Origin of the sequence: Snodgrassella sp. ESL0253 (genome assembly GCF_013344965.1) — a bacterium.
In the GTDB taxonomy this organism is placed as follows: domain Bacteria; phylum Pseudomonadota; class Gammaproteobacteria; order Burkholderiales; family Neisseriaceae; genus Snodgrassella; species Snodgrassella alvi_B.
Window position 1 is genome coordinate 1 of sequence record NZ_JAAEDQ010000004.1, and the last position, 22,065, is coordinate 22,065.

Annotated in this window: 21 protein-coding genes; 11 read left to right on the forward strand and 10 right to left on the reverse strand. The window is 41.8% G+C overall.

Features of this window, described 5'->3' with window-relative positions; genetic code table 11:
* The first annotated feature begins 6 nt into the window (after positions 1-6).
* On the forward strand, positions 7-87 hold the full coding sequence (locus GYX26_RS11660) for a transposase (protein ID WP_141670356.1): 81 nt from the start codon (positions 7-9) through the stop codon (positions 85-87).
* A 254-nt stretch (positions 88-341) separates the two neighbouring features.
* Here GYX26_RS11660 and GYX26_RS04355 read toward each other — a convergent pair whose 3' ends face one another.
* Genes GYX26_RS04355 through GYX26_RS04370 form a run of 4 tightly spaced genes read right to left on the reverse strand, consistent with a single transcriptional unit; the run spans position 342 to position 4,919 of the window.
* Positions 342-1,397, reverse strand: coding sequence for a nucleoid-associated protein (locus GYX26_RS04355; RefSeq protein WP_202984283.1), 1,056 nt, complete (start codon positions 1,395-1,397; stop codon positions 342-344).
* Positions 1,394-3,229 (reverse strand): DUF3732 domain-containing protein, encoded by a 1,836-nt coding sequence (locus GYX26_RS04360; RefSeq protein WP_174828264.1) that lies wholly within the window; start codon positions 3,227-3,229, stop codon positions 1,394-1,396. Before GYX26_RS04360 ends, GYX26_RS04355 begins: the two co-directional genes overlap by 4 nt.
* On the reverse strand, positions 3,226-3,678 hold the full coding sequence (locus tag GYX26_RS04365; protein WP_174828265.1) for a three component ABC system middle component: 453 nt from the start codon (positions 3,676-3,678) through the stop codon (positions 3,226-3,228). Before GYX26_RS04365 ends, GYX26_RS04360 begins: the two co-directional genes overlap by 4 nt.
* Positions 3,675-4,919 (reverse strand): ABC-three component system protein, encoded by a 1,245-nt coding sequence (locus GYX26_RS04370; RefSeq protein WP_174828266.1) that lies wholly within the window; start codon positions 4,917-4,919, stop codon positions 3,675-3,677. The genes GYX26_RS04365 and GYX26_RS04370 overlap by 4 nt, the downstream gene beginning before the upstream one ends.
* A 449-nt stretch (positions 4,920-5,368) precedes the next feature.
* On the opposite strand from GYX26_RS04370, the gene GYX26_RS04375 reads away from it, so the two are divergent.
* On the forward strand, positions 5,369-7,075 hold the full coding sequence (locus GYX26_RS04375) for a formate--tetrahydrofolate ligase (protein WP_174828267.1): 1,707 nt from the start codon (positions 5,369-5,371) through the stop codon (positions 7,073-7,075).
* A 465-nt stretch (positions 7,076-7,540) separates the two neighbouring features.
* On the opposite strand, the gene tal is transcribed toward GYX26_RS04375, so the two are convergent.
* Complete coding sequence (gene tal, locus GYX26_RS04380) at positions 7,541-8,596, reverse strand: transaldolase (RefSeq protein ID WP_174828268.1); 1,056 nt, start codon at positions 8,594-8,596, stop codon at positions 7,541-7,543.
* Between the two features lie 207 nt (positions 8,597-8,803).
* Between tal and GYX26_RS04385 the strand changes: the two genes are divergently transcribed.
* From GYX26_RS04385 to GYX26_RS04420, 8 genes are all read left to right on the forward strand, one after another.
* Positions 8,804-9,778 carry an SIS domain-containing protein gene (locus GYX26_RS04385; RefSeq protein ID WP_174828269.1) on the forward strand — a complete coding sequence of 325 codons (975 nt, stop codon included), beginning with the start codon at positions 8,804-8,806 and terminating at the stop codon, positions 9,776-9,778.
* 41 nt (positions 9,779-9,819) lie between these two features.
* Complete coding sequence (gene kdsC / locus GYX26_RS04390) at positions 9,820-10,353, forward strand: 3-deoxy-manno-octulosonate-8-phosphatase KdsC (protein ID WP_174828398.1); 534 nt, start codon at positions 9,820-9,822, stop codon at positions 10,351-10,353.
* Positions 10,350-10,934 carry an LPS export ABC transporter periplasmic protein LptC gene (gene lptC / locus GYX26_RS04395; protein ID WP_174828270.1) on the forward strand — a complete coding sequence of 195 codons (585 nt, stop codon included), beginning with the start codon at positions 10,350-10,352 and terminating at the stop codon, positions 10,932-10,934. The genes kdsC and lptC overlap by 4 nt, the downstream gene beginning before the upstream one ends.
* A 19-nt stretch (positions 10,935-10,953) precedes the next feature.
* Positions 10,954-11,418, forward strand: a complete 465-nt coding sequence (lptA, locus tag GYX26_RS04400; RefSeq protein WP_174828399.1) for a lipopolysaccharide transport periplasmic protein LptA — start codon at positions 10,954-10,956, stop codon at positions 11,416-11,418.
* A 9-nt stretch (positions 11,419-11,427) separates the two neighbouring features.
* The gene (lptB, locus tag GYX26_RS04405; RefSeq protein ID WP_100090865.1) at positions 11,428-12,171 is read left to right on the forward strand and encodes an LPS export ABC transporter ATP-binding protein; all 744 of its coding nucleotides are present in this window, start codon (positions 11,428-11,430) and stop codon (positions 12,169-12,171) included.
* Positions 12,172-12,177: 6 nt separating this feature from the next.
* The gene (gene rpoN, locus GYX26_RS04410; RefSeq protein ID WP_174828271.1) at positions 12,178-13,557 is read left to right on the forward strand and encodes an RNA polymerase factor sigma-54; all 1,380 of its coding nucleotides are present in this window, start codon (positions 12,178-12,180) and stop codon (positions 13,555-13,557) included.
* A 65-nt stretch (positions 13,558-13,622) separates the two neighbouring features.
* Positions 13,623-13,955 carry a ribosome hibernation-promoting factor, HPF/YfiA family gene (hpf, locus tag GYX26_RS04415; RefSeq protein WP_100113154.1) on the forward strand — a complete coding sequence of 111 codons (333 nt, stop codon included), beginning with the start codon at positions 13,623-13,625 and terminating at the stop codon, positions 13,953-13,955.
* A 191-nt stretch (positions 13,956-14,146) separates the two neighbouring features.
* Positions 14,147-14,350 carry a glycine zipper 2TM domain-containing protein gene (locus tag GYX26_RS04420; protein WP_100090862.1) on the forward strand — a complete coding sequence of 68 codons (204 nt, stop codon included), beginning with the start codon at positions 14,147-14,149 and terminating at the stop codon, positions 14,348-14,350.
* A 70-nt stretch (positions 14,351-14,420) separates the two neighbouring features.
* On the opposite strand, the gene GYX26_RS04425 is transcribed toward GYX26_RS04420, so the two are convergent.
* Entirely contained in the window at positions 14,421-15,986 is a 1,566-nt protein-coding gene (locus GYX26_RS04425) for a TerC family protein (protein ID WP_174828272.1), read from the reverse strand.
* Between the two features lie 275 nt (positions 15,987-16,261).
* Between GYX26_RS04425 and yihA the strand changes: the two genes are divergently transcribed.
* Positions 16,262-16,906, forward strand: coding sequence for a ribosome biogenesis GTP-binding protein YihA/YsxC (gene yihA / locus GYX26_RS04430; protein WP_174828273.1), 645 nt, complete (start codon positions 16,262-16,264; stop codon positions 16,904-16,906).
* Positions 16,907-17,085: 179 nt separating this feature from the next.
* Here yihA and GYX26_RS04435 read toward each other — a convergent pair whose 3' ends face one another.
* From GYX26_RS04435 to tatC, 4 genes are all read right to left on the reverse strand, one after another.
* The gene (locus GYX26_RS04435) at positions 17,086-18,495 is read right to left on the reverse strand and encodes a cell wall metabolism sensor histidine kinase WalK (protein WP_100113157.1); all 1,410 of its coding nucleotides are present in this window, start codon (positions 18,493-18,495) and stop codon (positions 17,086-17,088) included.
* A 40-nt stretch (positions 18,496-18,535) separates the two neighbouring features.
* Positions 18,536-19,219 (reverse strand): response regulator transcription factor, encoded by a 684-nt coding sequence (locus GYX26_RS04440; protein WP_174828274.1) that lies wholly within the window; start codon positions 19,217-19,219, stop codon positions 18,536-18,538.
* A gap of 162 nt (positions 19,220-19,381) precedes the next feature.
* On the reverse strand, positions 19,382-21,190 hold the full coding sequence (locus GYX26_RS04445; RefSeq protein ID WP_174828275.1) for a PglL family O-oligosaccharyltransferase: 1,809 nt from the start codon (positions 21,188-21,190) through the stop codon (positions 19,382-19,384).
* A 105-nt stretch (positions 21,191-21,295) separates the two neighbouring features.
* Positions 21,296-22,060, reverse strand: coding sequence for a twin-arginine translocase subunit TatC (gene tatC / locus GYX26_RS04450; protein WP_174828400.1), 765 nt, complete (start codon positions 22,058-22,060; stop codon positions 21,296-21,298).
* Between the last annotated feature and the right edge of the window lie 5 nt (positions 22,061-22,065).

The following is a 22,065-nucleotide window of genomic DNA, read 5'->3' on the forward strand; positions in this document are numbered from 1 at the left end:
CTAACCATTTATAACACCGAAAGACCTCATGAAGCACTAAATAATATGACGCCGATTGAGTATAAAACACTAAAACAAGCAGCATGATTTTCTACGTCAGTTTTGTACTAACTATGGGGTATTTACACACCATCTACACTCATATAACGCGCCAATACCAAGCAGGGATAATCAAAGCCTCCTACACCTTAACTCACAGCCTCAAACGACTTGTCAAGATTTTTTTCGCACATAGAAATATCCATATATTCAATATTTTAACTACTTTGTTAAGAACATTTAACATAGGGCTAATATATAAGTTACCATTTAATCAGACTTGGTTACTAAACGCTGAATAATCAGTTTTCTTCCTGATAATAAATCTTATAAAACTTACGCCCATCACCATCTCTACCCTTTTCAATCATATCTTTACCACCGTGAATATAGATATGAAAATTTTTATCCAGCTTCACTACACTCTTAAAATACCTCTCCTGTTTTTTTACTGCTTTCGGAGAAATATCAAAGTTCTTAACCGGCTCTACTTGATTTTCCTGCGCATAATTCTGACTAAAATCTTGATATTTCCTGATTAAATCATCTTTGGCAAACACCTGCTGCTCAAATTCCTGTAAATCAAACTGTTCATTATTTTTAAAATAGTCCACAGAACGATTGAGTAAATCTATTTTTTCCGACTTACTGGCTTCATCATCAGCATCCATGGTTTGAGCTATAAATTGCTTAGCCGTTTCCATAATATGTGTCGTCTGATGAAATTCGTTATTGATTGGTTTAATACCCAGAAAATCATCTGTCCAGTACTTAGCTTCTGCACGTCTGTTTGTATTATCCACAATGGCAACCAGATAGCCCTGCTCCCGATGCAGATTAAAAATTAGACACCCTTTATCCAGCTTCTGAATGCTTAGGCCTTCAATATCCGCCAAATCGTAACCGGTTTGCTTGTCTTCAACTTTAAGAATTTTTTGCTTATTTTCTGATTTAAAGATACCAATACAACCCACTAATTCATCATCAACTGTACAATCAGCAAGATAAAATACCCCTAACTCACCAGCTTTGATTTGCGGGTGGTTAGTTTTCTCATACAGATAGCGCCCCATATTTTTAGACTGATTGATAAAACTATCAATATCAGTGTTCTCAAACATGGCATTGATAATGGTATAAACTGGATTAAGCTCCAAATCGGGAAAAAAATGAAACTGATACAATTCATCAAATTTGAAATTAGAAGTGATTAACTTATTAAGAGTATCTTCCACATTCGTATAATTGCTTAACTCATCGCATAGGCGTACACCGTCTGAGCAATTTTTATTGCCAATATAATGTATAACTAGTTGTTCAATTTTACCTAAGTGAATATTATGCATTGATTTAATCATTCTTTAATCAATTGTTGAGGAATTAAAGCATTACCATTTATGAACTCTTCAACAGTATGGAAATGTTCAAGAATATTTTCCCAATTATCTTTTGATGCATGCTCTACCATAAATATCTGAAAATCACCATTTTTTTTACTTACCATCAGATCAATAAATTCATTGAGCAAATGAAAAGCATCGGTAAGCTTTAAATCATCATTTCCTCCTTGATAGTACGGAATACTAGGCTGGTCAATAAATAAAAATTGTGGCACATAAGATTTTACAACATTAAATAAATAAGCATGTAGTCCAAGATAAAAATACAAATGCATAAACATAAAATTCGACTTGCTGCCTAAATTGCCAATCGGGAACATATCATTTGGTGGGTAAAGTCTCAAGGACATTTCATCAAGGTCAAATTTAGTAGCATAATTTTTATAAACAGGAATTGAATCAATTAAGCAATAAAAGAACTGAATAGAACTGTTTAGTTGATTAATTATGTCTCGTCGCATTGTTTTTACTGATGCCAAAGCATCCAATAATTCTTGTTTTAGTTCCTTATTATCTGCCAATTTTTTTTCTTTAATAGTTTTAGGGCTATAAGATTTTTTAATATTTTCTAATTTCTCCTTTATTTTACCCAAAATAAAACAATTATTTCTATTCTCTAATAAAGTAATATTAGTAATCTTACTTCTCCGGGCTATTTCCTCATCTACTAATTTTATTTGTTCTTGAATGAAATTAATCTCGCTTTCTATACTATCAGGAATAACATAGTTTACACTTGTTTTATTCTTTATCTTTTTTAAAGAATATTCTAAATTTTGCAAAAATTCCTTAGCTTCTAATGGATATATTATTTGATCTTGCAAATTTCTATATAAAAAATCAATAGGTTGAAGACTATCTGCCGATTTAATCAAACTATTGCGATAATTATTACATTCTTTTTGATATTTTCGAATTAAAAATAACTCACTTTGTAGATTATTCCTTTGATTTTTTAATTTATCTATTTCTTGTAAAAAATTATTATCTTCAACATTATTAACATCAGGAATAATACTCTCAATAATATTGACAATTTCTTCTGCTGAATCAAAAGAAATAGACTCATCTAGAAGTTTATTGTTTTTACATTCATCCAAAAGTTTTTTTAAACTCTCTTTGTATCTAACATTATTTTCTTCATTTTTCCTTTTTTTCTCTTCAGTATTCTCTATATATTTTTGAGTTTTCTTTAATTTTGACTGAGTTATGATATTTTCAAAAGTGGTAATGCCAGTCACAAGATTAAATATTTCTTTTAATTTATCTATATAACTACCTTTCGGGTACTCCCGTTCAAAATAAGAAGTGTCAAAATAAACTTCTTGAGATGCGATTATATTCTCCGTTAAAGAATTAAATAACAAAAAATCTCTATAGGAAATATTAAAATTATTCTTTAATTCCTGAGTTATATTGAGTGTTTCGTTTAATAAATTTATTATTTCTGTCGGGTTTGAATTTTTATAGGGTAGTTCTGGAAAAGAAGTTTTGTCTAAAAATAAATCAAATGATGGCGCACCATTATTTGCACTTTTACGCGCTATAAACAAATTTTCATCATTAATAGAAAATTTTATACCAAACCATTCAACGGCATTAATAATAGGTGTTGCAATTTTTACCTGATCAGAAATTAGGCAATAGTCGATAATGTTAAAAAAACTGCTTTTACCTGTATTAGAATCACCAGTAATTACATTTACTTTATTTGGTAAAAAATAATATGACTTCGGCTCAAAACTTTTATTTTTAAACCATAATTTAATTTCATGAAGAGTAAATTTCATAGTTTTATTTTTAAAATCCTATATAATTCATCTGTAGAGTAAAAATTCATCATTTGAACAAGTTTTGGAATCATCCTATTAATTTTATTAAAACGTTTACCCAAATCTTCATCTTCAAATGTAATCCTTTTTTTTTTCGTGACTTTTATATCTAATTCAATCACGTTATTTTTTGACAATATATGCAATGCATTTATACATACCGGCAGTAACATGTTATATCTTGAACTAAAAGATAAAAATATTTTTTGCTTTTCATCTATTAATTGCTGTAATGTAAATGTTTCTCTTTGTTTTCTTGTAAAGTAATTAACTGTTCTTTCATCAAAAACAAATGGCAATATTAAGCAAATCCGAGCTATATCCATGGTTTGACAATGATGTAATGCTGCAATAAACACACAACACGCTAAAGCTTCATTGTTATATATATAATAGAATTCTTTCATTGTTTTTTATACATCCTTTCCCAATCATAATGCCATCCAATTTTTAATTCATTTGAAAGCAACCAAAAAAAACCATTGTTGAATTCTATTCCTAATTTTGAACCGTAATCTGGCATAGATAAATTTATTTCACGTACTTTATCTACAACTTGTATGCCATTTTTAATAATTTCTTCTTCCAATTTATCAATATCCACTCCAAAATACAATTGATTTTCAATTTCTCTATAAACACTATCAAATATGTTATTCCAGATATCACAGCAATCCTTTTCATAAGATTTTAAATCAACACTTGTAATTGCTGTTTCCTTTAACCAATACTTTATATATTTATCTGCTTTCAACATTTCAATACAGTATCTTATTAATCTCTTATCTTTTCTTCGAGAATCACTCATCACAGCTCTAATATCAATTAATTGTCTAGCAAAATTCAGTTGCTCTAAATTCGCTGGGGGAGTTATTTCTTCGAAAATTCTTTTAGGGAGTCTTGTTTTATTTACAGTAGCATTAAAACAACTATTATATATTACGGTAAATTCATTTTTAGTGAGTATATATTTTTTTTCTGACTTTATTGCATCATATGAGGCAATTTTTAACTGTGCATATAAATCATTAAAAAATCTATCTATAAATTGCTCCGGTATATGAAAATTGTCATATAAAGACTTCTTGATTTCGGTAACAATATCATCTTTATTAAGAAAGATTTTTATTTTTTTCAAAAATAAACTAAGCTTATCATCATCTAAATTAATTACTTCCTCAATCTTTTTTGAGATAATTTTTGAACTAGTAGAGCTTAATATTAATCTCAATCTATACTTAACATTGTCTAAGTCATTATCATTATTAAAATCGTTATATAAACTAATAAATTGATTATCACTATGATTCTTATTACTGACTAACACAAAAGAATGTTTATCCAAAAAATTATTTTTTGATTTTACTTGCTTTGCCCAGTTATAAAGCGTATGCCATAAATCATCATCCAGACTAGATAGATTTATAATTTCCCCATTTTTTTTTCGTTGAGATGAATGTTTTAATTGAAACAATATCGTACTACCATCCTCTTTATCTAGTTGGACATCATCTTTATCCTCATAACTAATGCTTTCATCTTTTTTTAATTGTAAAGCAAGCAAAGTAAAATAATAAAATTGATAATCAAATCCTATTAATTTTTGACCTTCAAAAATTTTATTCTCAGTATGGATGCTTGTATTCATAGTTAGGATATCAATAAATTTACTTTAACAAAAATTAATAAAAAAATTATATCAATAAATGCAAAAATGACTTATCTACAACATAAACATCTATTAAATGTTAATTATTTTATTATTTTTTATCTATTTGTATATAGATATCTGTTTTAAAGTCCTATAATTATTTTTTTAAAAGTAAAAAAATATATATTTCAATCAAAATCTTTTTATAAATAATTACTTTACCTTATTTATTAGCATAATGTCTGAATGTATTATGAAAACTACACTTTTTAAAAGTTTGTCTTTTCATATAATTTTATACAATTTCATAATTGTATTATTGATCAGGTGACTAGTTTATCTTAGTAACTGCATTAACTGATTTATCTTTTAGGTTTATATAAATACAACTACAATTATCATGATTTAACAACCATACTTTAAATTCCATTATAAGGAAATTCTATATGACAGCCAGCACCACACTGCTCCCCATCACCGAAATTGCCCGCAAATGCGACATCCCTGAACAATACCTTATTCCTTACGGCCGTGAAGTAGCCAAGGTGGATTTGCAGGTGATTCAGCCGGATGCAAAACAGGGCAAGCTGGTGCTGGTGTCAGCGATTACGCCTACGCCGCTGGGTGAAGGAAAAACGGTTACGACAATCGGGCTGAGTCAGGGGCTGAATTTTATCGGGCAGAAGGCGATTGCCTGTATCCGCCAGCCCAGTCTGGGGCCGGTGTTTGGGGTGAAAGGTGGTGCTGCGGGTGGCGGTAAGGCACAGGTGTTGCCGATGGAGAAGCTTAATCTGCATTTAACCGGTGATATTCATGCGATTACGGCGGCGCATGATCTGGCCTCTGCGGCACTGGATGCACGCTTATACCATGAGGAGCATCTGGGTGAGGAGTTTACGGCGCAAACACAGTTGCCACGGCTGAATATTGATAAAAACCGGATTGTGTGGAAACGGGTCATCGACCATAACGACCGTGCGCTGCGCCGGATTAAGGTGGGTGTGGGCGGTGGTGCTAATGGGGTGGAACGGGAAGACGGGTTTGAGATTTCGGCTGCTTCGGAGCTGATGGCGATTCTGGCTCTGGCTACTGATTTACAGGATATGCGCCAGCGTATCGGGCGGATTATTCTGGCTTATGATACTCAGGGTAATCCGGTTACGGCGGAACAACTGGAGGTAGCCGGCGCGATGACGGTTTTACTGAAAGAGGCAATTAATCCTAATCTGATGCAGACGGCGGAGCAGACGCCGGTGCTGATTCATGCTGGCCCGTTTGCCAATATTGCCCATGGGAATTCTTCGGTGCTGGCAGATAAGGTGGGATTACAGCTAGCCGATTATGTGGTCACTGAAGCTGGTTTTGGTTCGGATATGGGTATGGAGAAGTTTTTTAATATCAAGTATCGCCAGACTGGTGTGGCACCGTCCTGTGTGGTTCTGGTGGCTACGGTGCGCAGTTTGAAATCCAACAGTGGCCGCTTCAATATTAAGCCCGGGCAGGCGTTACCGGCGGAGGTAACGCAATGCAATGTGGAACTGCTGGCAGAAGGCAGTGCCAATCTGGGCTGGCATATCCAGAATGCGAAAAGTTATGGTTTGCCGGTGATTGTGGCGATTAACCGCTTCCCTTACGACCATCAGGAAGAGCTGGATTTTGTTAAACAATATGCTCTGGAACACGGCGCTTGTGCCTGTGAAATCAGTGATGCGTTTACTCAGGGCGGTGCGGGTACGCAAGCGCTGGCACGGCATGTAGTGGCTGCGTGTGCACAGGATAATGCGGTTACTCTGCCGTATGCGGACAGTATGCCGCTGGCGGAAAAGATTCAGACGATGGTGAAAAAATATGGCGCGCGTCAGGCTAATCTGTCTGCACAGGCTGAGCAGAATCTGGCGGAAATCCAGCAACTCAAGCTCGACCATTTGCCTTTGTGTATGGTGAAAACGCCGTTGTCTATCAGTGCCGACCCTAATCTGAAAAATGTGCCTACTGATTTTGATGTTGAAATTACACGTTTGCAGCTATCAGCCGGTGCCGGTTTTATTCGGGTGTATGCTGGTAATGTGATGACGATGCCGGGGCTGGGTACTTTACCTGCTTACCGGCAGATTGATGTTGATGCTGAGGGCAATATTGTCGGCTTGCATTAGTATTGTTTAGGCGCGATTAATACGGACAGGTGTTAATTATCACTGAAAAGGCCACGATGGTTTGTATGCTGTTGTGGCTTTTTTTTGCGGTTTATTGCGGCAGTAGTGCTGGCAGTACGGTTTCAGGCTGGTTTATCTGTGGTGGTATTTTGCTATGCTCGGTTAATAGTGTTGGTGATGTCTGTAAGGATAGCGTTTAATTTTTAGGTATAAATATATAATGATTTTTTGTTATACAAAGTAATTTTGGTGACTTTTATAATCTTTTGTTTATATTTCATTTATTCATTTTACAATTTAGATTTAATAAATTTAAGTTGTAATTATAATTTCAGATAAATTTTATATTTTTACAATATAATTATTGGTTATATGTAATACAAATTTTATATTTGAAATTAAAAATAACAGGTATACATTACACATAATATAATGTATACCTGTTATTATTTTAACCTAAACCATTTAAGCTAAAGGTTGTAATAAGGCATCGAAGGCATCTACAAATTGTTGCAATCCTTCCTGTTGCAGACGGCTGGCCAGTGATTCAAGGTTAATACCCAGTTGCTCGATTTCAATCAGTACGCTTTTGGCCTGTTGTACGTCCTGAGTTAGGGTAGCAGCAGCTTTGCCGTGGTCGATAAAGGCGTTGAGGGTATTGGCTGGTACGGTATTGATGGTATCTGCACCAATGATGTTTTCTATGTAGCAGACATCGGAATAAGCTGGATTTTTGGTGCCGGTGGAAGCCCAGAGCAAGCGCAGTGGTGCGGCCTGCTGCGCAGCCAGATCGGTGAATTCGCGGCTTTGGGTAAATTCCTGCCATTCGGCATAGGCGGTTTTGGCCAGTGCTATGGCGGTTTTGCCCTGTAAAGAGGCTGGCAGGGTGATGTCCAGTGCGCTGTCAATCCGCGACAGGAAAAAGCTGGCTACTACTTGTATGCGGTCAACTGGCAGGTTGTTGGCCAGACGCTGGCGAATACCGGCTGCATGCGCCTGCCATGATTTTTGTAGCTGGGCTTTGGAAAACAGCAAGGTAAGGTTTACGTTGATGCCTTGTGCCACGAGTGTGGTTAGAGCCTGTATGCCGCTATCGGTAGCAGGTATTTTTATCATGACATTGGGGCGGTCAAGCAGTTTCCATAAGCGTTCGGCTTCGGTAACAGTGGCCTGTGTGTCGTCGGCCAGATCGGGAGCGACTTCCAGACTGACAAAGCCGGCTTTACCCTGACTACGCTCATATAAAGGCAGGCAAATATCACATGCAGCCTGTACATCAGCCACGGCTAGCTGTTCGTAACGCTGTTTCGGGGTAAGTGCCTGCTGTTTGAGACGGGCGATATCGCTCTGGTACAGGCTGTCGCCGGCGAAGGCTTTCTGGAAAATGGCCGGATTGGAAGTCACGCCACTGATGCCTGCCTCCAGCATTTGTGCCAGCTCTCCCGACTGAATCAGGCTTCTGGAAAGGTTGTCTAACCAGATTTGCTGTCCCAGTGTGTTGACTTGTGATAATACGGCCATATTATTTCCTTGTGGTAAATATCTGTTAGATATGATTTGTTTAGGTTAATCAATCGATTGAACCGGTTACTCATGGGTTATGGTTTACTCTAACGAGGCTTGGGTATTTTGACAAGTTCCTTAAGCAAACATAATGACTGTTATCAGGTTATAATCAGGTTAAATTTGTTGTGTCTTTGTTTGCTTATTATTGCTGCTGATGGTGCTATGAACGTTCAGGATAAATATTTAGACTGGGGCAAGGAAGTTTTTGCTATTGAAGAGCAGGCTGTACGCGAAGTTGCGGCCAGTCTGGATGAGCATTTTGCCGCGGCTGTGGCCACTATTCTGGATTGCCGCGGGCGGGTGATTATTACCGGTATGGGTAAAAGCGGCCATATCGGGCGTAAGATTGCTGCTTCTATGGCTTCCACTGGTACACCGGCCTATTTTGTTCATCCGGCTGAAGCAGGACATGGCGATCTGGGTATGATTGTTGATGGTGATGTGTTGATTGCTCTGTCCAATTCCGGTGAGAGTGAGGAAATTCTGGCGCTGATACCGGCCATCAAGCGCAAACATGTGCAGCTAATCTGTATCACCGGTAAAGCCAGCTCCAGTATGGCAAGGCATGCGGATATTCATTTGTGCGCCCATGTATCACATGAGGCCTGTCCGTTGGGACTGGCGCCTACATCCAGTACTACTGCGGTGCTGGTACTGGGCGATGCGCTGACGGTTGCGCTGTTGCGGGCACGTCAGTTTACGCCGGAAGATTTTGCCCTGAGCCATCCGGCCGGTAGCTTGGGTAAGCGTTTGTTGTTAACGGTGGCCGATGTGATGCATGGTGGTCAGGATATGCCGCTGGTACAGGAAGATACGCTATTGCGTCAGGCCATTGTGACTATGAGCGAAAAAGGCTTGGGCATGCTGATAGTGGTAGACTGCAACGGGCAGTTAACTGGTTTGTTTACAGATGGCGATTTACGCCGCCTGTTTCAAAGTAACCAGCAGTTGAAAGACTGGGTGATGGCGGACGTGATGGGGCATGCGCCTAAAACCATTACTCAGGAGCGGCTGGCTACGGAGGCTTTGAAAACCATGCAGGCCAATAAGGTAAATGGTCTGGTGGTTATTGATGAGGATAACCGTCCGGTGGGTGCGCTGAATATGCATGATTTATTACAGGCGCGCATTGTTTAGACGGATTGGCAAGTTATTTTAAAGGTATGTTGATGAATGCAATGATGTCTGCTACTGCGCTATTGCAGGCTGCACAGCAAATCAGGCTGTTTATTATGGATGTAGACGGGGTGCTGACTGATGGCCGTATCTTTATCCGTGATAATGGCGAGGAAATCAAGGCATTCCATACGCTGGACGGGCATGGGCTGAAAATGATGCACCGGCACGGTATCCAGACGGCAATTATTACCGGACGTGATGCGCCCTCTGTTGGAATTCGTGTTCAGCAGCTCGGTATTCATCATTACTTTAAAGGTATTACGGATAAGCGTAGTTGTTATCAGCAACTGCTCCAGCAACTGGAGCTGGGTGAACAGCAATGTGCTTATATCGGTGATGATGTGGTGGATTTACCGGTGATGAAGCATTGTGGGCTGGCGGTAGCCGTACCCAATGCGCATGAGCTGGTATTACGGCATGCTGATTATGTTACCCGTGCACCGGGCGGTGCCGGTGCGGTACGTGAGGTATGTGATTTGCTACTGGATGCACAAGGTTTTCTGGCTGCTGAGATGGCGGAGTATCTGGCATGAGTGTGTTACGCAGTCGCAGTAACTGGGCGTTCCCGCTGATTCTGGCGGTGGCGCTTGGTGGTATCAGCTTCTGGCTCGACCGCATTACTGAAGTGAAAATGGTGGAAGTTCCGCTGAATCCGAAAGAACCGAAATATGAGATTAGTACGATTAACGGTGAACGCTTTGATGAGCACGGGCAGTTGAGTGAAACTATCCATGCAACTGCTGCACGGCAGTTTCCACAGCAGACAGTTATCTATATCGATAATCTTGATATGAGTCTGTATAAAAACGGCGCAGAACTGTATCGTGTTAAGGCCACTACTGGCCAGTATTATACTGACAGCCGTAAGGTGGATTTGCTTGGGCAGGTAATGTGGCACAAGAAGTCGGTAGGCGATGAGCCGGAAGGCCAGCTGCAAACCAGTGTTTTACATGTAGATACACAAACTCAGGTGATTAAAACGGATGCACCGGTCACATACCAGTATGGTATGTCACGTGGTACATCGCAAGGTTTTGAATATGACAAACAGCGCGGTTTTCTGAATTTACCCGCGCGTGTAAAGGCTATTATTTATGATCCGCATTCGCACTAATGGTAAAGTTTTAGCAGCTATGTTGCTGCTTGCTGGCAGCGTGCATGCATGGGCACTGGACAGTGACCGGCAGCAACCGATTCAGATTGAGGCAGATCAGGGTTCACTGGACAAACAGAATCAGACAACGGTGTTTACTGGTAATGTTAAAATGCGGCAGGGTACTATGTATATGAATGCTGCCCGTGTGACTGCACATAAGGATAATGCCGGCAACCAGACCATTATTGCTGATGGCAAACCGGCTACGTTTGGCCAGCAACTGGAAAAAGACGGTATGGTGTTTGGTCAGGGTGATAATGTGCACTATGAAAGCCAGAGTGGTATTGTTACTATTACTGGTAATGCTCAGGTAAACCGCGGTGGCGATATGGCACGTGGTGCTGTGATTATCTATAACACCAATACTGAAGTTTATACGGTTAAGAGCGCGCCTAAAGGGCGGGTACATGTCATCATCCAACCGCAACAGAAAAAGAAATAAGCCAAGTTCATGAATATAACGCCAACTGTGCCGCAAAGCCAGCTACGTGTCAGCGGTCTGCAAAAAAGTTTTAAACAGCGTCAGGTAGTCAATGATGTTGCTCTGGAAGTGAATAGTGGTGAGGTAATCGGTTTACTTGGTCCGAATGGCGCAGGTAAAACCACCAGCTTCTATATGATTGTGGGGCTGATTGCTGCCGATGGCGGCTGTATTAAGCTGGATGATCAGGACATTACTCACCGTCCGATTTATGAACGCGCACGTCTTGGCTTGGGCTATCTGCCACAGGAAGCGTCAATTTTCCGTAAAATGACGGTAGCCCAGAACATCAATGCTATTCTGGAAATCAGCTATCCGCCGGAAAAACGTGCTGAACAGCTGGAATTGCTGCTGGCTGACCTGCATATCGAACATTTACGCAATAATACTGCGCGCTCTCTGTCTGGTGGTGAACGCCGCCGTGCCGAGATTGCGCGGGTGCTGGCGATGAATCCGCGCTTTATTCTGCTGGATGAACCTTTTGCCGGGGTGGATCCGATTGCGCTGATTGACATTCAAAATCTGATCTCATTCCTGAAACAACGCGGTATCGGCACGCTGATTACAGATCATAATGTACGTGAAACGCTGCGTATCTGTGACCGTGCCTATATTATTAATCAGGGTAGTGTACTGGCTTCCGGTGTACCGGAAGAACTGGTTAATAATGAACAGGTACGCGCTGTTTATCTGGGTGAGCATTTCGAATATTAAGTGCGTATGCAAAAGCCTGCTACTCATCTCAAACTCAATCTTTCAACACGCCTTAGTGCCAAGCTGCAACAATCGTTACAGGTATTGCAGCTATCCACACTGGAATTACAGGAACTGGTTTCTGGCTGGCTGGCCGATAATCCTTTTCTCGAAGAAGTTGAAAATACAGCTGAGGATGCTGCGGCTTTCGCCCAGTATGTGCAGCCACCACAGCATGGGATGATTCAAGGCGAAAGCGATGTCTGGGACACGCTGGCCGATGACCCTGATATGTATGCCTTACTGCGCCGGCAGGTATGTGAATACGACTTGGATGATGCTACGGAGACTCTGGTTTATTTTCTGATTGATAATCTAAATGAACAAGGGTATCTGGATGGCAGTTTAACCGATCTGGTAGAAAATGCGCCGCTGGAGTGGCGACTGGATGAAACCGAGCTGGCTCAAGCTTTGACTATTCTGCAACAGTTTGAACCAACCGGCGTTGGTGCACGTAATTTACAGGAATCACTGTTATTGCAACTGGATAATCTGTCACCTGCATCAGCTACAATTAGTGATGAAATTCATAGCTGTGCACGCTTACTGATTAGTGAACATTTTGGTCAGTGGCTCAGCACCCACCAGTTCAAGCAATTGTGCCGGAAACTGCCGCAATTTTCAGCTACCACTCTTGAGGCTGCCTGTAAACTGATTGGCACTCTGAATCCTTTTCCCTGTTATGGCTTACCCGATCGCAACGGCATTCTGGCTATCCGTCCTGATCTGGAAGTATATGCCGATAACAGCGGCTGCTGGCAAATCCGTATTCTGCGCGATGCTTTTCCACAATTGAGAATAGAAAGTGGTGTAGAAGAGTGGTTACAGCAGGAGGACACGGAAATGGATGCAATGTGCAAAAGCAAATGGCAGGAAGCGCAAACCTGTCTTCACAGCTTAGAGATGCGTAAAACCACTTTGCAACGTCTGGGGGAGTGGATTTTGCAGCAACAGCAGGATTTTTTCAGTTTTGGTTCGTTGGCATTGGCGCCTTTAACCATCAAGGAAACAGCTCAGGCGCTGGAACTGGCAGAAAGCACTATTTCACGCGCCATTAATCAGAAATACCTGACTTGTTCACAAGGTGTTTTTCCTCTGCGCTACTTTTTTAGCCAGTCTGTTGCAGCTATGGATGATGGTACGGGCAACAGCCAGACGGCAATCAAATCGCTACTGCAAAGTATGATTAACGAAGAAGATCCGCAACACCCCTACTCTGATGCTTATCTGGTCAGCCAACTGGCCAAGCAGGGCATCAATCTGGCACGGCGCACGGTAGCAAAATATCGTGAGGCCTTGAAAATTCCACCGGCGCACCAACGTAAAGTACAATATAACAATCATTAATTTTCAGTTAGCTTATACAAAATTTATCCTGTTTTCGAAAAAACCTTTAAAAAAGGAGTTAGGCTATGAATCTGAAATTTGTCGGACAGAATCTTGATGTTACCGCAGCCTTAAAGGACTATACCTTGAGTAAGCTGGAACGCATTATTCGGCATGTAGATCAGGTAATCAGTGCAACTGTTACTTTTTCAGTTTTAAAAGTTCAGAAAAAAGCGGAAATTAATTTACATTTATCTGGCAAAGACATTCATATTGACTGTGTTGATAATGATATGTATGCGGCGATTGACTGTTTGATGGATAAGCTGGATCGGGCAGTAATTAAATACAAGGAAAAAAAGCAACCTTCACACCAGACACCCGAGATATTGACGGATATTGTAACTGAAACTGAATAATCGATAGGTATCTTAATTATACTCATATAAATGCCTTTGCGTTTCTGAATGCAGTTTTTCTGCTAAATTGGTTCGCTACAGGTATATAATTAATATGGAAATAATACTTTGTTTGCTATTAAATGGTTTACTAGCAATACAAATATGATTTGATACATAAATAATCTATTACATTTGAAAGAGGCATTGACATGAAATCAAGTATGAAAACTTTGGTATTAGTAGCCGCAATAGCTGCATCCCTCTCTGCCTGTGCAGACATGACGCCAGCTCAGCGCAATACTGCCGCAGGTGTTGTGGTGGGCGGTGTGGCTGGTAATCTGCTTGGTAAGGATACGGGTGCTACTTTAGGTGGCGCTGCACTGGGTGGCGTTATTGGCAGCCAGATTAAATAATCAAGCCGTTAGATGTCAAAAGCCTGCGATTAATCGCAGGCTTTTTTTATGATTGCCTAATGGTACGAAATTATTCAGCTTCTGGCAGCTCAATTTTGCTGATGCGCACGCGTTCCAGACGATGGCCATCCTTGCTCAATACTTCAAAGCGGTAACCGGCATAATCAATGGTATCACCCACATCAGGAATATCCTGCATTTCCTCCATGATTAATCCAGCTACAGTATGATATTCAGCATCTTCCGGCAATGTAGGCAAAGACAGATGCTGGGCCAGAATGGCATATTCCAGACTGCCATCTACGGTAACACTGTTGTCAGCATTTTGCTGGATACTGGGGGCATCTGCGCGCTCATACTCTTCTGGGAAATCGCCGGCAATGGTTTCCATCAAATCTTTCATGCTTACGAGCCCGAGTACAGCACCAAATTCATCCACAACCAAGGCAATATCCGCACTGCGTGAACGGAACAATTCCATGGCATCAAGCACGGTACTGCTGTCTGGTAAAACCAGCGGCTGCCGTAAAGCAGCCTGAATATTTAACGATTCGCCCCTTAAAAGTTGGTTTAACAGGTCTTTTTTATTAACAAATCCCAAAGGTTCATCAATACCGGCCTTGCCTACTACTACCAGTCGGGAAAAGGGCGTATTTTGTAACTGCTGGTGCTGCTGTTGACGTGGTTGCGATAAATCCAGCCGTTCAATGTCGCTGCGTGGTGTCATTACACCCATTATCGGCCGTTCTGCCAGCGTCAACACACTACGTATCATGGATTTTTCATTCTCTTCAAAATGCTCATCATCTTCAGCTTGCGTACCATTCTTAGCCAGTTCCTTTTCACGCAATCCCATCATACCCAGTACACTGTCTGCGGTACGATACCGCCATGAACGGCCAATCATGTCGTTGCGACGGCTATTGCGTGTAGAAATCTGGTTAAAAATTTCAATCAGAATTGAAAAGGCAATCGCAGCATACAGATAGCCCTTAGGTATGGCAAAGTGCAACCCTTCGGCAATCAGGCTGAATCCAATCATCAGCAAAAAACCCAGACACAGCATCACTACCGTAGGATGTCGGCTCACAAACTCAGTTAGTGGCCCGCTAGCCCAAATCATCACTGCCATAGCTATAATCACTGCCAGCATTGCTACTGTAATATGTTGCACCATGGCCACTGCAGTAATCACTGAATCAAGTGAAAATACCGCATCCAGCACCACAATTTGCAATACCACACTCCAGAAACTGGCATATACAGTTACATTGGTAATGGAGGCCATGGCAGTATGGCCTTCAAGACGCTCATGTAATTCAGTGGTGGCCTTATAGAGCAAGAACAGCCCGCCACCAAACATAATCAGGTCCTTAACCGAAATGGCAAAACCATTGATATGCACAAACGGCTTGGTTAGAGTAATAATAAAAGACATCAGTGCCAGCATGACAATGCGAATCAGCACTGCCAGAGTTAGGCCGGCTATACGGGCATGATCGCGCTGTTTCGGACTGGCCTTATTGGCCAGAATGGCCACAAATACGAGATTGTCTATACCCAGAACGATTTCCAGAATCACCAGAGTAATCAGCCCTGCCCATGTGGCCGGTTCTCCCAACCAGCTAAAATCCATTTTCTTTTCCTATGCGTTAAACAGAAACAGGCAGCTTGCTACGCGAGCAAAGCTGCCTGAAATCAGAGAAAAACACGTCTACATGCACAATACAACTGCCCGAGACCTCGTCTTTCATCTGAACGTTTCCTTGAAATAAACTTCTATCAAGTTTAGCAGTATGAAGCAAAAAATCAAGTGTCGTGCGTTAAAACCTGCGTTAACATGCGTTGCTGAACCCGGATTGTGCGCAAAAACATGGTATGCTACTACCTTGTTATCTTTTTTTGTTACTCATGAATCTGTTCCGTCACGCCTGCTTTTATACTACCGTTAATCACCTGAAAGACCTGCCGGCAACAACCGCAGAAATTGCTTTTGTAGGCCGCAGTAATGCAGGTAAATCAAGTGCCATTAATACCCTGACCAGCCACACCCGTCTGGCCTATGTATCCAAAACACCCGGTCGTACACAGCATATTAATTTTTTCGAACTGACCAATGGCGGCTTTATGGTAGATTTACCCGGTTATGGTTATGCACAGGTACCGGAAGCAATACGCCGACACTGGGTAACTTTACTGGGCGATTATCTGCAAACGAGAGCACAGCTAATCGGGTTGATTCTGATTATGGATGCACGCCATCCGCTCAAAGAGCTGGACAGGCAGATGCTGGATTTTTTCGCGGTAACCAATCGACCCGTTCACATTCTGCTATCTAAAGCGGACAAATTATCCAAAAACGAGCAAATTAAAACGCTGGCCAACGTCAAAAAAGCACTTCAGCCATATTTTGCCCGCCAGCAAGTAACAGTACAGCTATTCTCCAGCTTGAAAAAACAAGGTATAGACGAAGTCAATCAGATTGTAGCTAACTGGTTTGCCCAACACGCTGCCCTGCCAGTAGCAGAAACAAATGAACAGAAAACCGCCGATTAATTTCCAGTTATAGCAGAAATTTATTATCACTGGCCTGACTGGTTACCAGACTACATATTAAAATCACGGTTGATTTTGAGGCAAATAGTATTGTGCAAATGGCGGGACACACTAGCCTGTAGCCAGAATGTGAAAAAACCGGATAAAGACAATAACTTTATCCGGCAACTGAGTAGGGCTTAATTTTTATCCTTCTGCCGATTCCTGTTTCTGCCCGGCGTAAATTTAGGCAACAAAAAATGCATACTTAAGCCTTTGGGCTGTTGATTATCCGCATAAATCTTGCCATGGTGACGATCAACAATATGTTTGGTTAATGCCAGACCTAAACCAGTACCCGGTTTATTGGCACTGCTGTCTGCCCGATAAAAGGCCGTAAAAATGTGCGGCAACTGATTTTCTGCCACACCGGGGCCATTATCACTGATATCGACCTGCCATTGCTGCTTGCCACCTTCATGCAGATGAATTCTGATTTCACTGCCATCAGGACTATAATTAATCGCATTTCGCACTACATTGTCAAAAGCGCGATACAAATAGCTTTCGTTAGCCTTTACCATCGCTGTTTCAGGAATGTCACATTGCCATGATAAAGTTTGGTGGTGCTGCATAGCCACTGCCTGATTGTCTTCAACAATCTGCTTAATTACCGGCACCAATGCCAGCGGTTCCAGCGTAATTGGCAAATCAGAAGTTTCCAGCCGCGACAGGGTAAGCAATTCCCCTACCAGTAAATCCATGCGTCCCAGTTCGCTTTCCAGACGTTGTAGGTGCTGTTCCTGCTTTTGCGGTTGCACATGAATCAATCCAATAATGGCCTGCATACGTGCCAGTGGTGAACGCATTTCATGAGAAACGTGATGCAATAAATGACGCTCTTTTTCAACCAGTTTCTGCAATTTATCTGCCATATTGTCGAACTGTACAGCCAGAGAATACAGCTCATCACGTCGTTCTGATAGTTGATGGGATACGCGAGTCTGTAAATTTCCATGTGCCAAGCGATCCATACCTCGCCACAGAACACGAATAGGCTGAGTAATATTGTTGGCCAGAATATAGGCGGTGAGTAAACCAACAATAATAATAAAACTGAGAATAATAAATTCATGCCAGACTGGTGCAATCGGCAGGCCGGGAATAAAAAACGGGCTTGGCGGACGAGGGGTACGCTCATGATTCCAGCCACGAATCATAAACAGGTATTCTTCACCAAGTGAATTATAGGAAATCTGCACCAGTTTTGAGTTTGGATGTGACAGGGCAAATTCATGCGCCTTATCTATGTCTTCAGGGTCAATAGGACGCCCAAGAATGTCGTTCTTATTGTCACCGGTAATTACATACAGATTTTCACCACCAGGACTATTACCCCATTCCATTAACTGTTCTCGTATACCGGCATCGCCACGTGCCTGAAACGCATTCATGGTACTGCTAAGCAGGTTTTCTTCAAAGTTACGCTGCTGCTTGAAGCGGGTTTCAGCCAACGTGTTTTGCACCAGCCAGAAAGAAGAGCTGGCCACAAAAATGGCACAAACAATCACTGCGCAAAACGTAGCAAATATACGGGGAAACAGTTTCATATATTAGAACAGGCTGTTTACCAACAGCCTGTATTCTGGTTCAATTTTTAACAAACAAATAACCCAGACCACGTACGGTCTGAATCAGACTGGCATTGCCAAGCTTATGCCTAATACTTGAAATATGAACGTCAATACTGCGGTCAAATTTAGCCAGTTTGCGTTCCAATGCTTCCAGTGACAGGGTTTCCTTGCTTACTACCTGTCCGGCATGGCGCATCAGTACTTCAAGCAGATTGAATTCCGTACTGGTCAGCTCGAGAGGTTCTTCCTCGATGGTAACCTGACGCTTGGCTGGATACAGTACTACACCACTGGCTGCAATACTGTTCGGAATACCATTCTGGTCACTGTCGTGACTCTGGTGCGTACGGCGCAAAATCGCATTAATGCGTGCCAGCAGCTCACGTGGCTGACAAGGTTTCGGTACATAATCGTCCGCGCCCATTTCCAGACCAATAATGCGATCAATATCGTCACCTTTGGCTGTCAGCATAATAATCGGTATCTTGCTTTGTACCCGTACGGTTTTCAAAACATCCAGACCGTTCATTTTCGGCATCATGGAATCCAGCACCACCACGTTATACTGACCAGTTAAAATTTCTTTAACACCGGCTTCGCCATCGGCGACACGACTCACTTCCAGCCCTTCTGCTGTCAGATATTCAGTGAGTAATTCAGTCAACAAGTTATCGTCATCAATTAATAATACACGATTCATATCATCCTCCTAAATGTAAGTGCACAGTCTGTATACACTACAAACGCATTTACTTTATTTACACTTTGTATCTTAACATGTAGGTTGAAATTATCTTTACAGTGGCAAGTCTTTTGCTCACTTTTTCATTAAAAACCACTATGTTAAATATCTGTCTAAACCCTATAAGCAATTCATTTTCTGAGCGCTTTGCTGCTGATATTTCAGGCAATCCTGTTGTAACTGTGGTATCACTGCCACTGCCTGAGGCTGCTGTCTGATTCTGCTTATAAAATTAGGAACTAATCTCGGATAATAATGACTTACCTGACTAAACCACTGCTGTGCAGCTTCATTCTGATGCTCCTGCTGTAAGTAAAGGCCACGCATAAAAGTGTTGCTGTAAGGCCGATACCGGCCAGAGAGCAATGCAGCCTGTTTACCCCACATAGGTAAAAAAGAATCAGTAACATTAAGTTTTTCGATAATAGCCATGTCAATATAATAACGCATAAAATACATTCGCTTACGCAAATCTTGCATACGACTCATTTGTTCTACCTGTGGCAGGTCACGATTAGCACGGACTTTTAAAAAACGTTGATAGGACAACATCTGCCACAACATCAATGTCATAAACAGCAATGCTAATATAGCCCAAAACTGGTTTGCCTGAGCGGAAGCTGGCCGGGCAGATTGTGTCTGCTGAGCCTGTGATAGCGGTGTCAATGCAATAAACAGTATAAAAACAGCAAGAAAATAGCTATACCACAACGGATATTCCAGCATACTGTGGCATAAAGACACCAGAATCATACTCACCAGCACAATCGAGGCTGGATTAAATCCCTTGTGCAAATGTGGCCAGATTGCCCAGATAAAACAGATAGTAGCAATTAAAAATCCGATGATTCCTGTTTCCGCCAGTAATTGTAGTACCAGATTATGACAATGCGTAAACAGTACTGTATTTTCATACTGGCGAAATCCATTCGGATAAATATCAGCAATGGCAAAGCCCTGATAAGCATAACTGCCCCAGCCATAGCCAAACCAGGGTGCACTTTTGAATATCAGCCACGCTTTATGCCATTCCATTTGGCGTCCAGACTGTGCAAATCCACCCTGCTCCAGCCGCGCTGTACCAGACTGGAAATTGATATGCAACAACATTTCAAACAAAGGACTCAATATCAGCTGAAACAGCAGTACCAGTCCGATAGCTGTGGCCAGCATCAGTAACAAACGATTTGCTGCGGCACCGGCACGCCAGCGCCAGAAAAAAAGTGACAGCCCAATAACCAGCACATACACAATAATCGTACGTGAACCAATCAGCCCCATCACACCGGTAAACCAGATTAATAATGGCCATACCAACCAGCTAGGTAGACGCCGCTGTTGCCACAGAAAACACAAGGCCAGCACACCCCACATCAGGTAATGCCCCAGATGATTGCGCTGTGCCAACTGTCCGTAGATGTAATGATTACCCGGGCCGCGCAATACACCCGGTATCCAGCCAGTCACACCGGTAAACTGCATCACACATACCAGCGATTGCAACAATATCCCCAGTACCAGAGCCATGGCCAGAATCGTTACCACCTGAGTCTGACCAATGCGAATCACCCAGTCGCGTGCAGCCCAGGCCAGCATAGCAAGCACCACAAACACCAGCGCCGTCAGGTCAGACTGGCTGGCATAAGGAAGGTGCATTAGTCGTGCCTGTAGCACCAGCAGAGCGGCAAGCAATAATAGCCCGATACTGGTAGCAGGAAGGGAAAACCGTGTTTTGCGTGTCAGCACTGTTAGCCCGGCCAGACAGAGTGCAAAAAATAATGTTCCTGCTTCCAGATAGAAACTTGACAGCGTACCAACACGCCAGCTCGACATAAATGGCACGATGCATAAAGTCAGCATCCCCAGCCACCAGATCAGAGTGGATGAGCGGTAAATATTTGGACACGAATCAATTTGCGACTGATTCATATAATTCTCCAACGAACAATGTCGTCAACTGGCTTAGTATTTATAAACAGGCTGCCTGAAAATTTTCAGGCAGCCTGTTTATTTCAGTATAAAGTAATAAAAAATTTATTGTCTCCGCGACTGGACAGATAAAGCTGTCTCTTTCCTGTTACCACCCAGGCAGCGACATACCAGAATCCCAACCTCATAAAGCAGTATCAGCGGAATGGCCAGCAAGGTTTGTGACAAAACATCCGGCGGCGTTACCACAGCTGCCACTACAAAAGCCCCTACTACGACATAAGCACGGGCTTTTCTTAACTGCATAACTGATACCAACCCAATTCTGTTTAGCAGAATCACCAATACCGGTACCTCAAATGTTACACCAAATGCCACAAACATACCCAGAATAAAGGACAAATACTTATCAATATCGGTCGCCATACTGACCCCGACAGGGGTAATACCAGTAAGAAAACGGAAGATAACCGGAAAAACCAGATAGTAGGCAAATGCCATTCCCAGCGCAAACAACAATACACTGGCAATTAACAGTGGCAAAATCAAGCGTTTTTCATGTCTGTACAGGCCTGGTGCAACAAAAGCCCAGATTTGATACAGCGTATGCGGCAACGTCAGCAAAAATGCCGCCATCAATGTTACTTTTAACGGTACAAAAAATGGCGCAATTACCTCGGTGGCAATCATATGCTGCCCGGCTGGTAAGTTCACCATTAACGGCTCAGCCACAAAAGTATAAATTTTCTGCGCAAAAGGCACCATAAGCGCAAAACACAGCAACAGAATACCCAGAATCCACATCAAGCGGCGACGCAATTCCAGCAGGTGATCAATTAGCGTCAATTCAGTATTTTCATCAACCGGCATCACAA

What these genes read in the sequence shown, in the direction of transcription:
- GYX26_RS04370 (WP_174828266.1), bottom strand. Translation starts at nt 4,919, where the DNA reads ATGAATACAAGCATCCATACTGAGAATAAAATTTTTGAAGGTCAAAAA.
- GYX26_RS04375 (WP_174828267.1), top strand. Translation starts at nt 5,369, where the DNA reads ATGACAGCCAGCACCACACTGCTCCCCATCACCGAAATTGCCCGCAAA.
- kdsC (WP_174828398.1), top strand. Translation starts at nt 9,820, where the DNA reads ATGATGTCTGCTACTGCGCTATTGCAGGCTGCACAGCAAATCAGGCTG.
- yihA (WP_174828273.1), top strand. Translation starts at nt 16,262, where the DNA reads ATGAATCTGTTCCGTCACGCCTGCTTTTATACTACCGTTAATCACCTG.
- hpf (WP_100113154.1), top strand. Translation starts at nt 13,623, where the DNA reads ATGAATCTGAAATTTGTCGGACAGAATCTTGATGTTACCGCAGCCTTA.
- GYX26_RS04360 (WP_174828264.1), bottom strand. Translation starts at nt 3,229, where the DNA reads ATGAAATTTACTCTTCATGAAATTAAATTATGGTTTAAAAATAAAAGT.
- GYX26_RS04425 (WP_174828272.1), bottom strand. Translation starts at nt 15,986, where the DNA reads ATGGATTTTAGCTGGTTGGGAGAACCGGCCACATGGGCAGGGCTGATT.
- GYX26_RS04440 (WP_174828274.1), bottom strand. Translation starts at nt 19,219, where the DNA reads ATGAATCGTGTATTATTAATTGATGACGATAACTTGTTGACTGAATTA.
- GYX26_RS04420 (WP_100090862.1), top strand. Translation starts at nt 14,147, where the DNA reads ATGAAATCAAGTATGAAAACTTTGGTATTAGTAGCCGCAATAGCTGCA.
- tatC (WP_174828400.1), bottom strand. Translation starts at nt 22,060, where the DNA reads ATGCCGGTTGATGAAAATACTGAATTGACGCTAATTGATCACCTGCTG.
- GYX26_RS04385 (WP_174828269.1), top strand. Translation starts at nt 8,804, where the DNA reads ATGAACGTTCAGGATAAATATTTAGACTGGGGCAAGGAAGTTTTTGCT.
- GYX26_RS04355 (WP_202984283.1), bottom strand. Translation starts at nt 1,397, where the DNA reads ATGATTAAATCAATGCATAATATTCACTTAGGTAAAATTGAACAACTA.
- GYX26_RS04365 (WP_174828265.1), bottom strand. Translation starts at nt 3,678, where the DNA reads ATGAAAGAATTCTATTATATATATAACAATGAAGCTTTAGCGTGTTGT.
- lptB (WP_100090865.1), top strand. Translation starts at nt 11,428, where the DNA reads ATGAATATAACGCCAACTGTGCCGCAAAGCCAGCTACGTGTCAGCGGT.
- GYX26_RS04435 (WP_100113157.1), bottom strand. Translation starts at nt 18,495, where the DNA reads ATGAAACTGTTTCCCCGTATATTTGCTACGTTTTGCGCAGTGATTGTT.
- rpoN (WP_174828271.1), top strand. Translation starts at nt 12,178, where the DNA reads ATGCAAAAGCCTGCTACTCATCTCAAACTCAATCTTTCAACACGCCTT.
- lptA (WP_174828399.1), top strand. Translation starts at nt 10,954, where the DNA reads ATGTTGCTGCTTGCTGGCAGCGTGCATGCATGGGCACTGGACAGTGAC.
- tal (WP_174828268.1), bottom strand. Translation starts at nt 8,596, where the DNA reads ATGGCCGTATTATCACAAGTCAACACACTGGGACAGCAAATCTGGTTA.
- lptC (WP_174828270.1), top strand. Translation starts at nt 10,350, where the DNA reads ATGAGTGTGTTACGCAGTCGCAGTAACTGGGCGTTCCCGCTGATTCTG.
- GYX26_RS04445 (WP_174828275.1), bottom strand. Translation starts at nt 21,190, where the DNA reads ATGAATCAGTCGCAAATTGATTCGTGTCCAAATATTTACCGCTCATCC.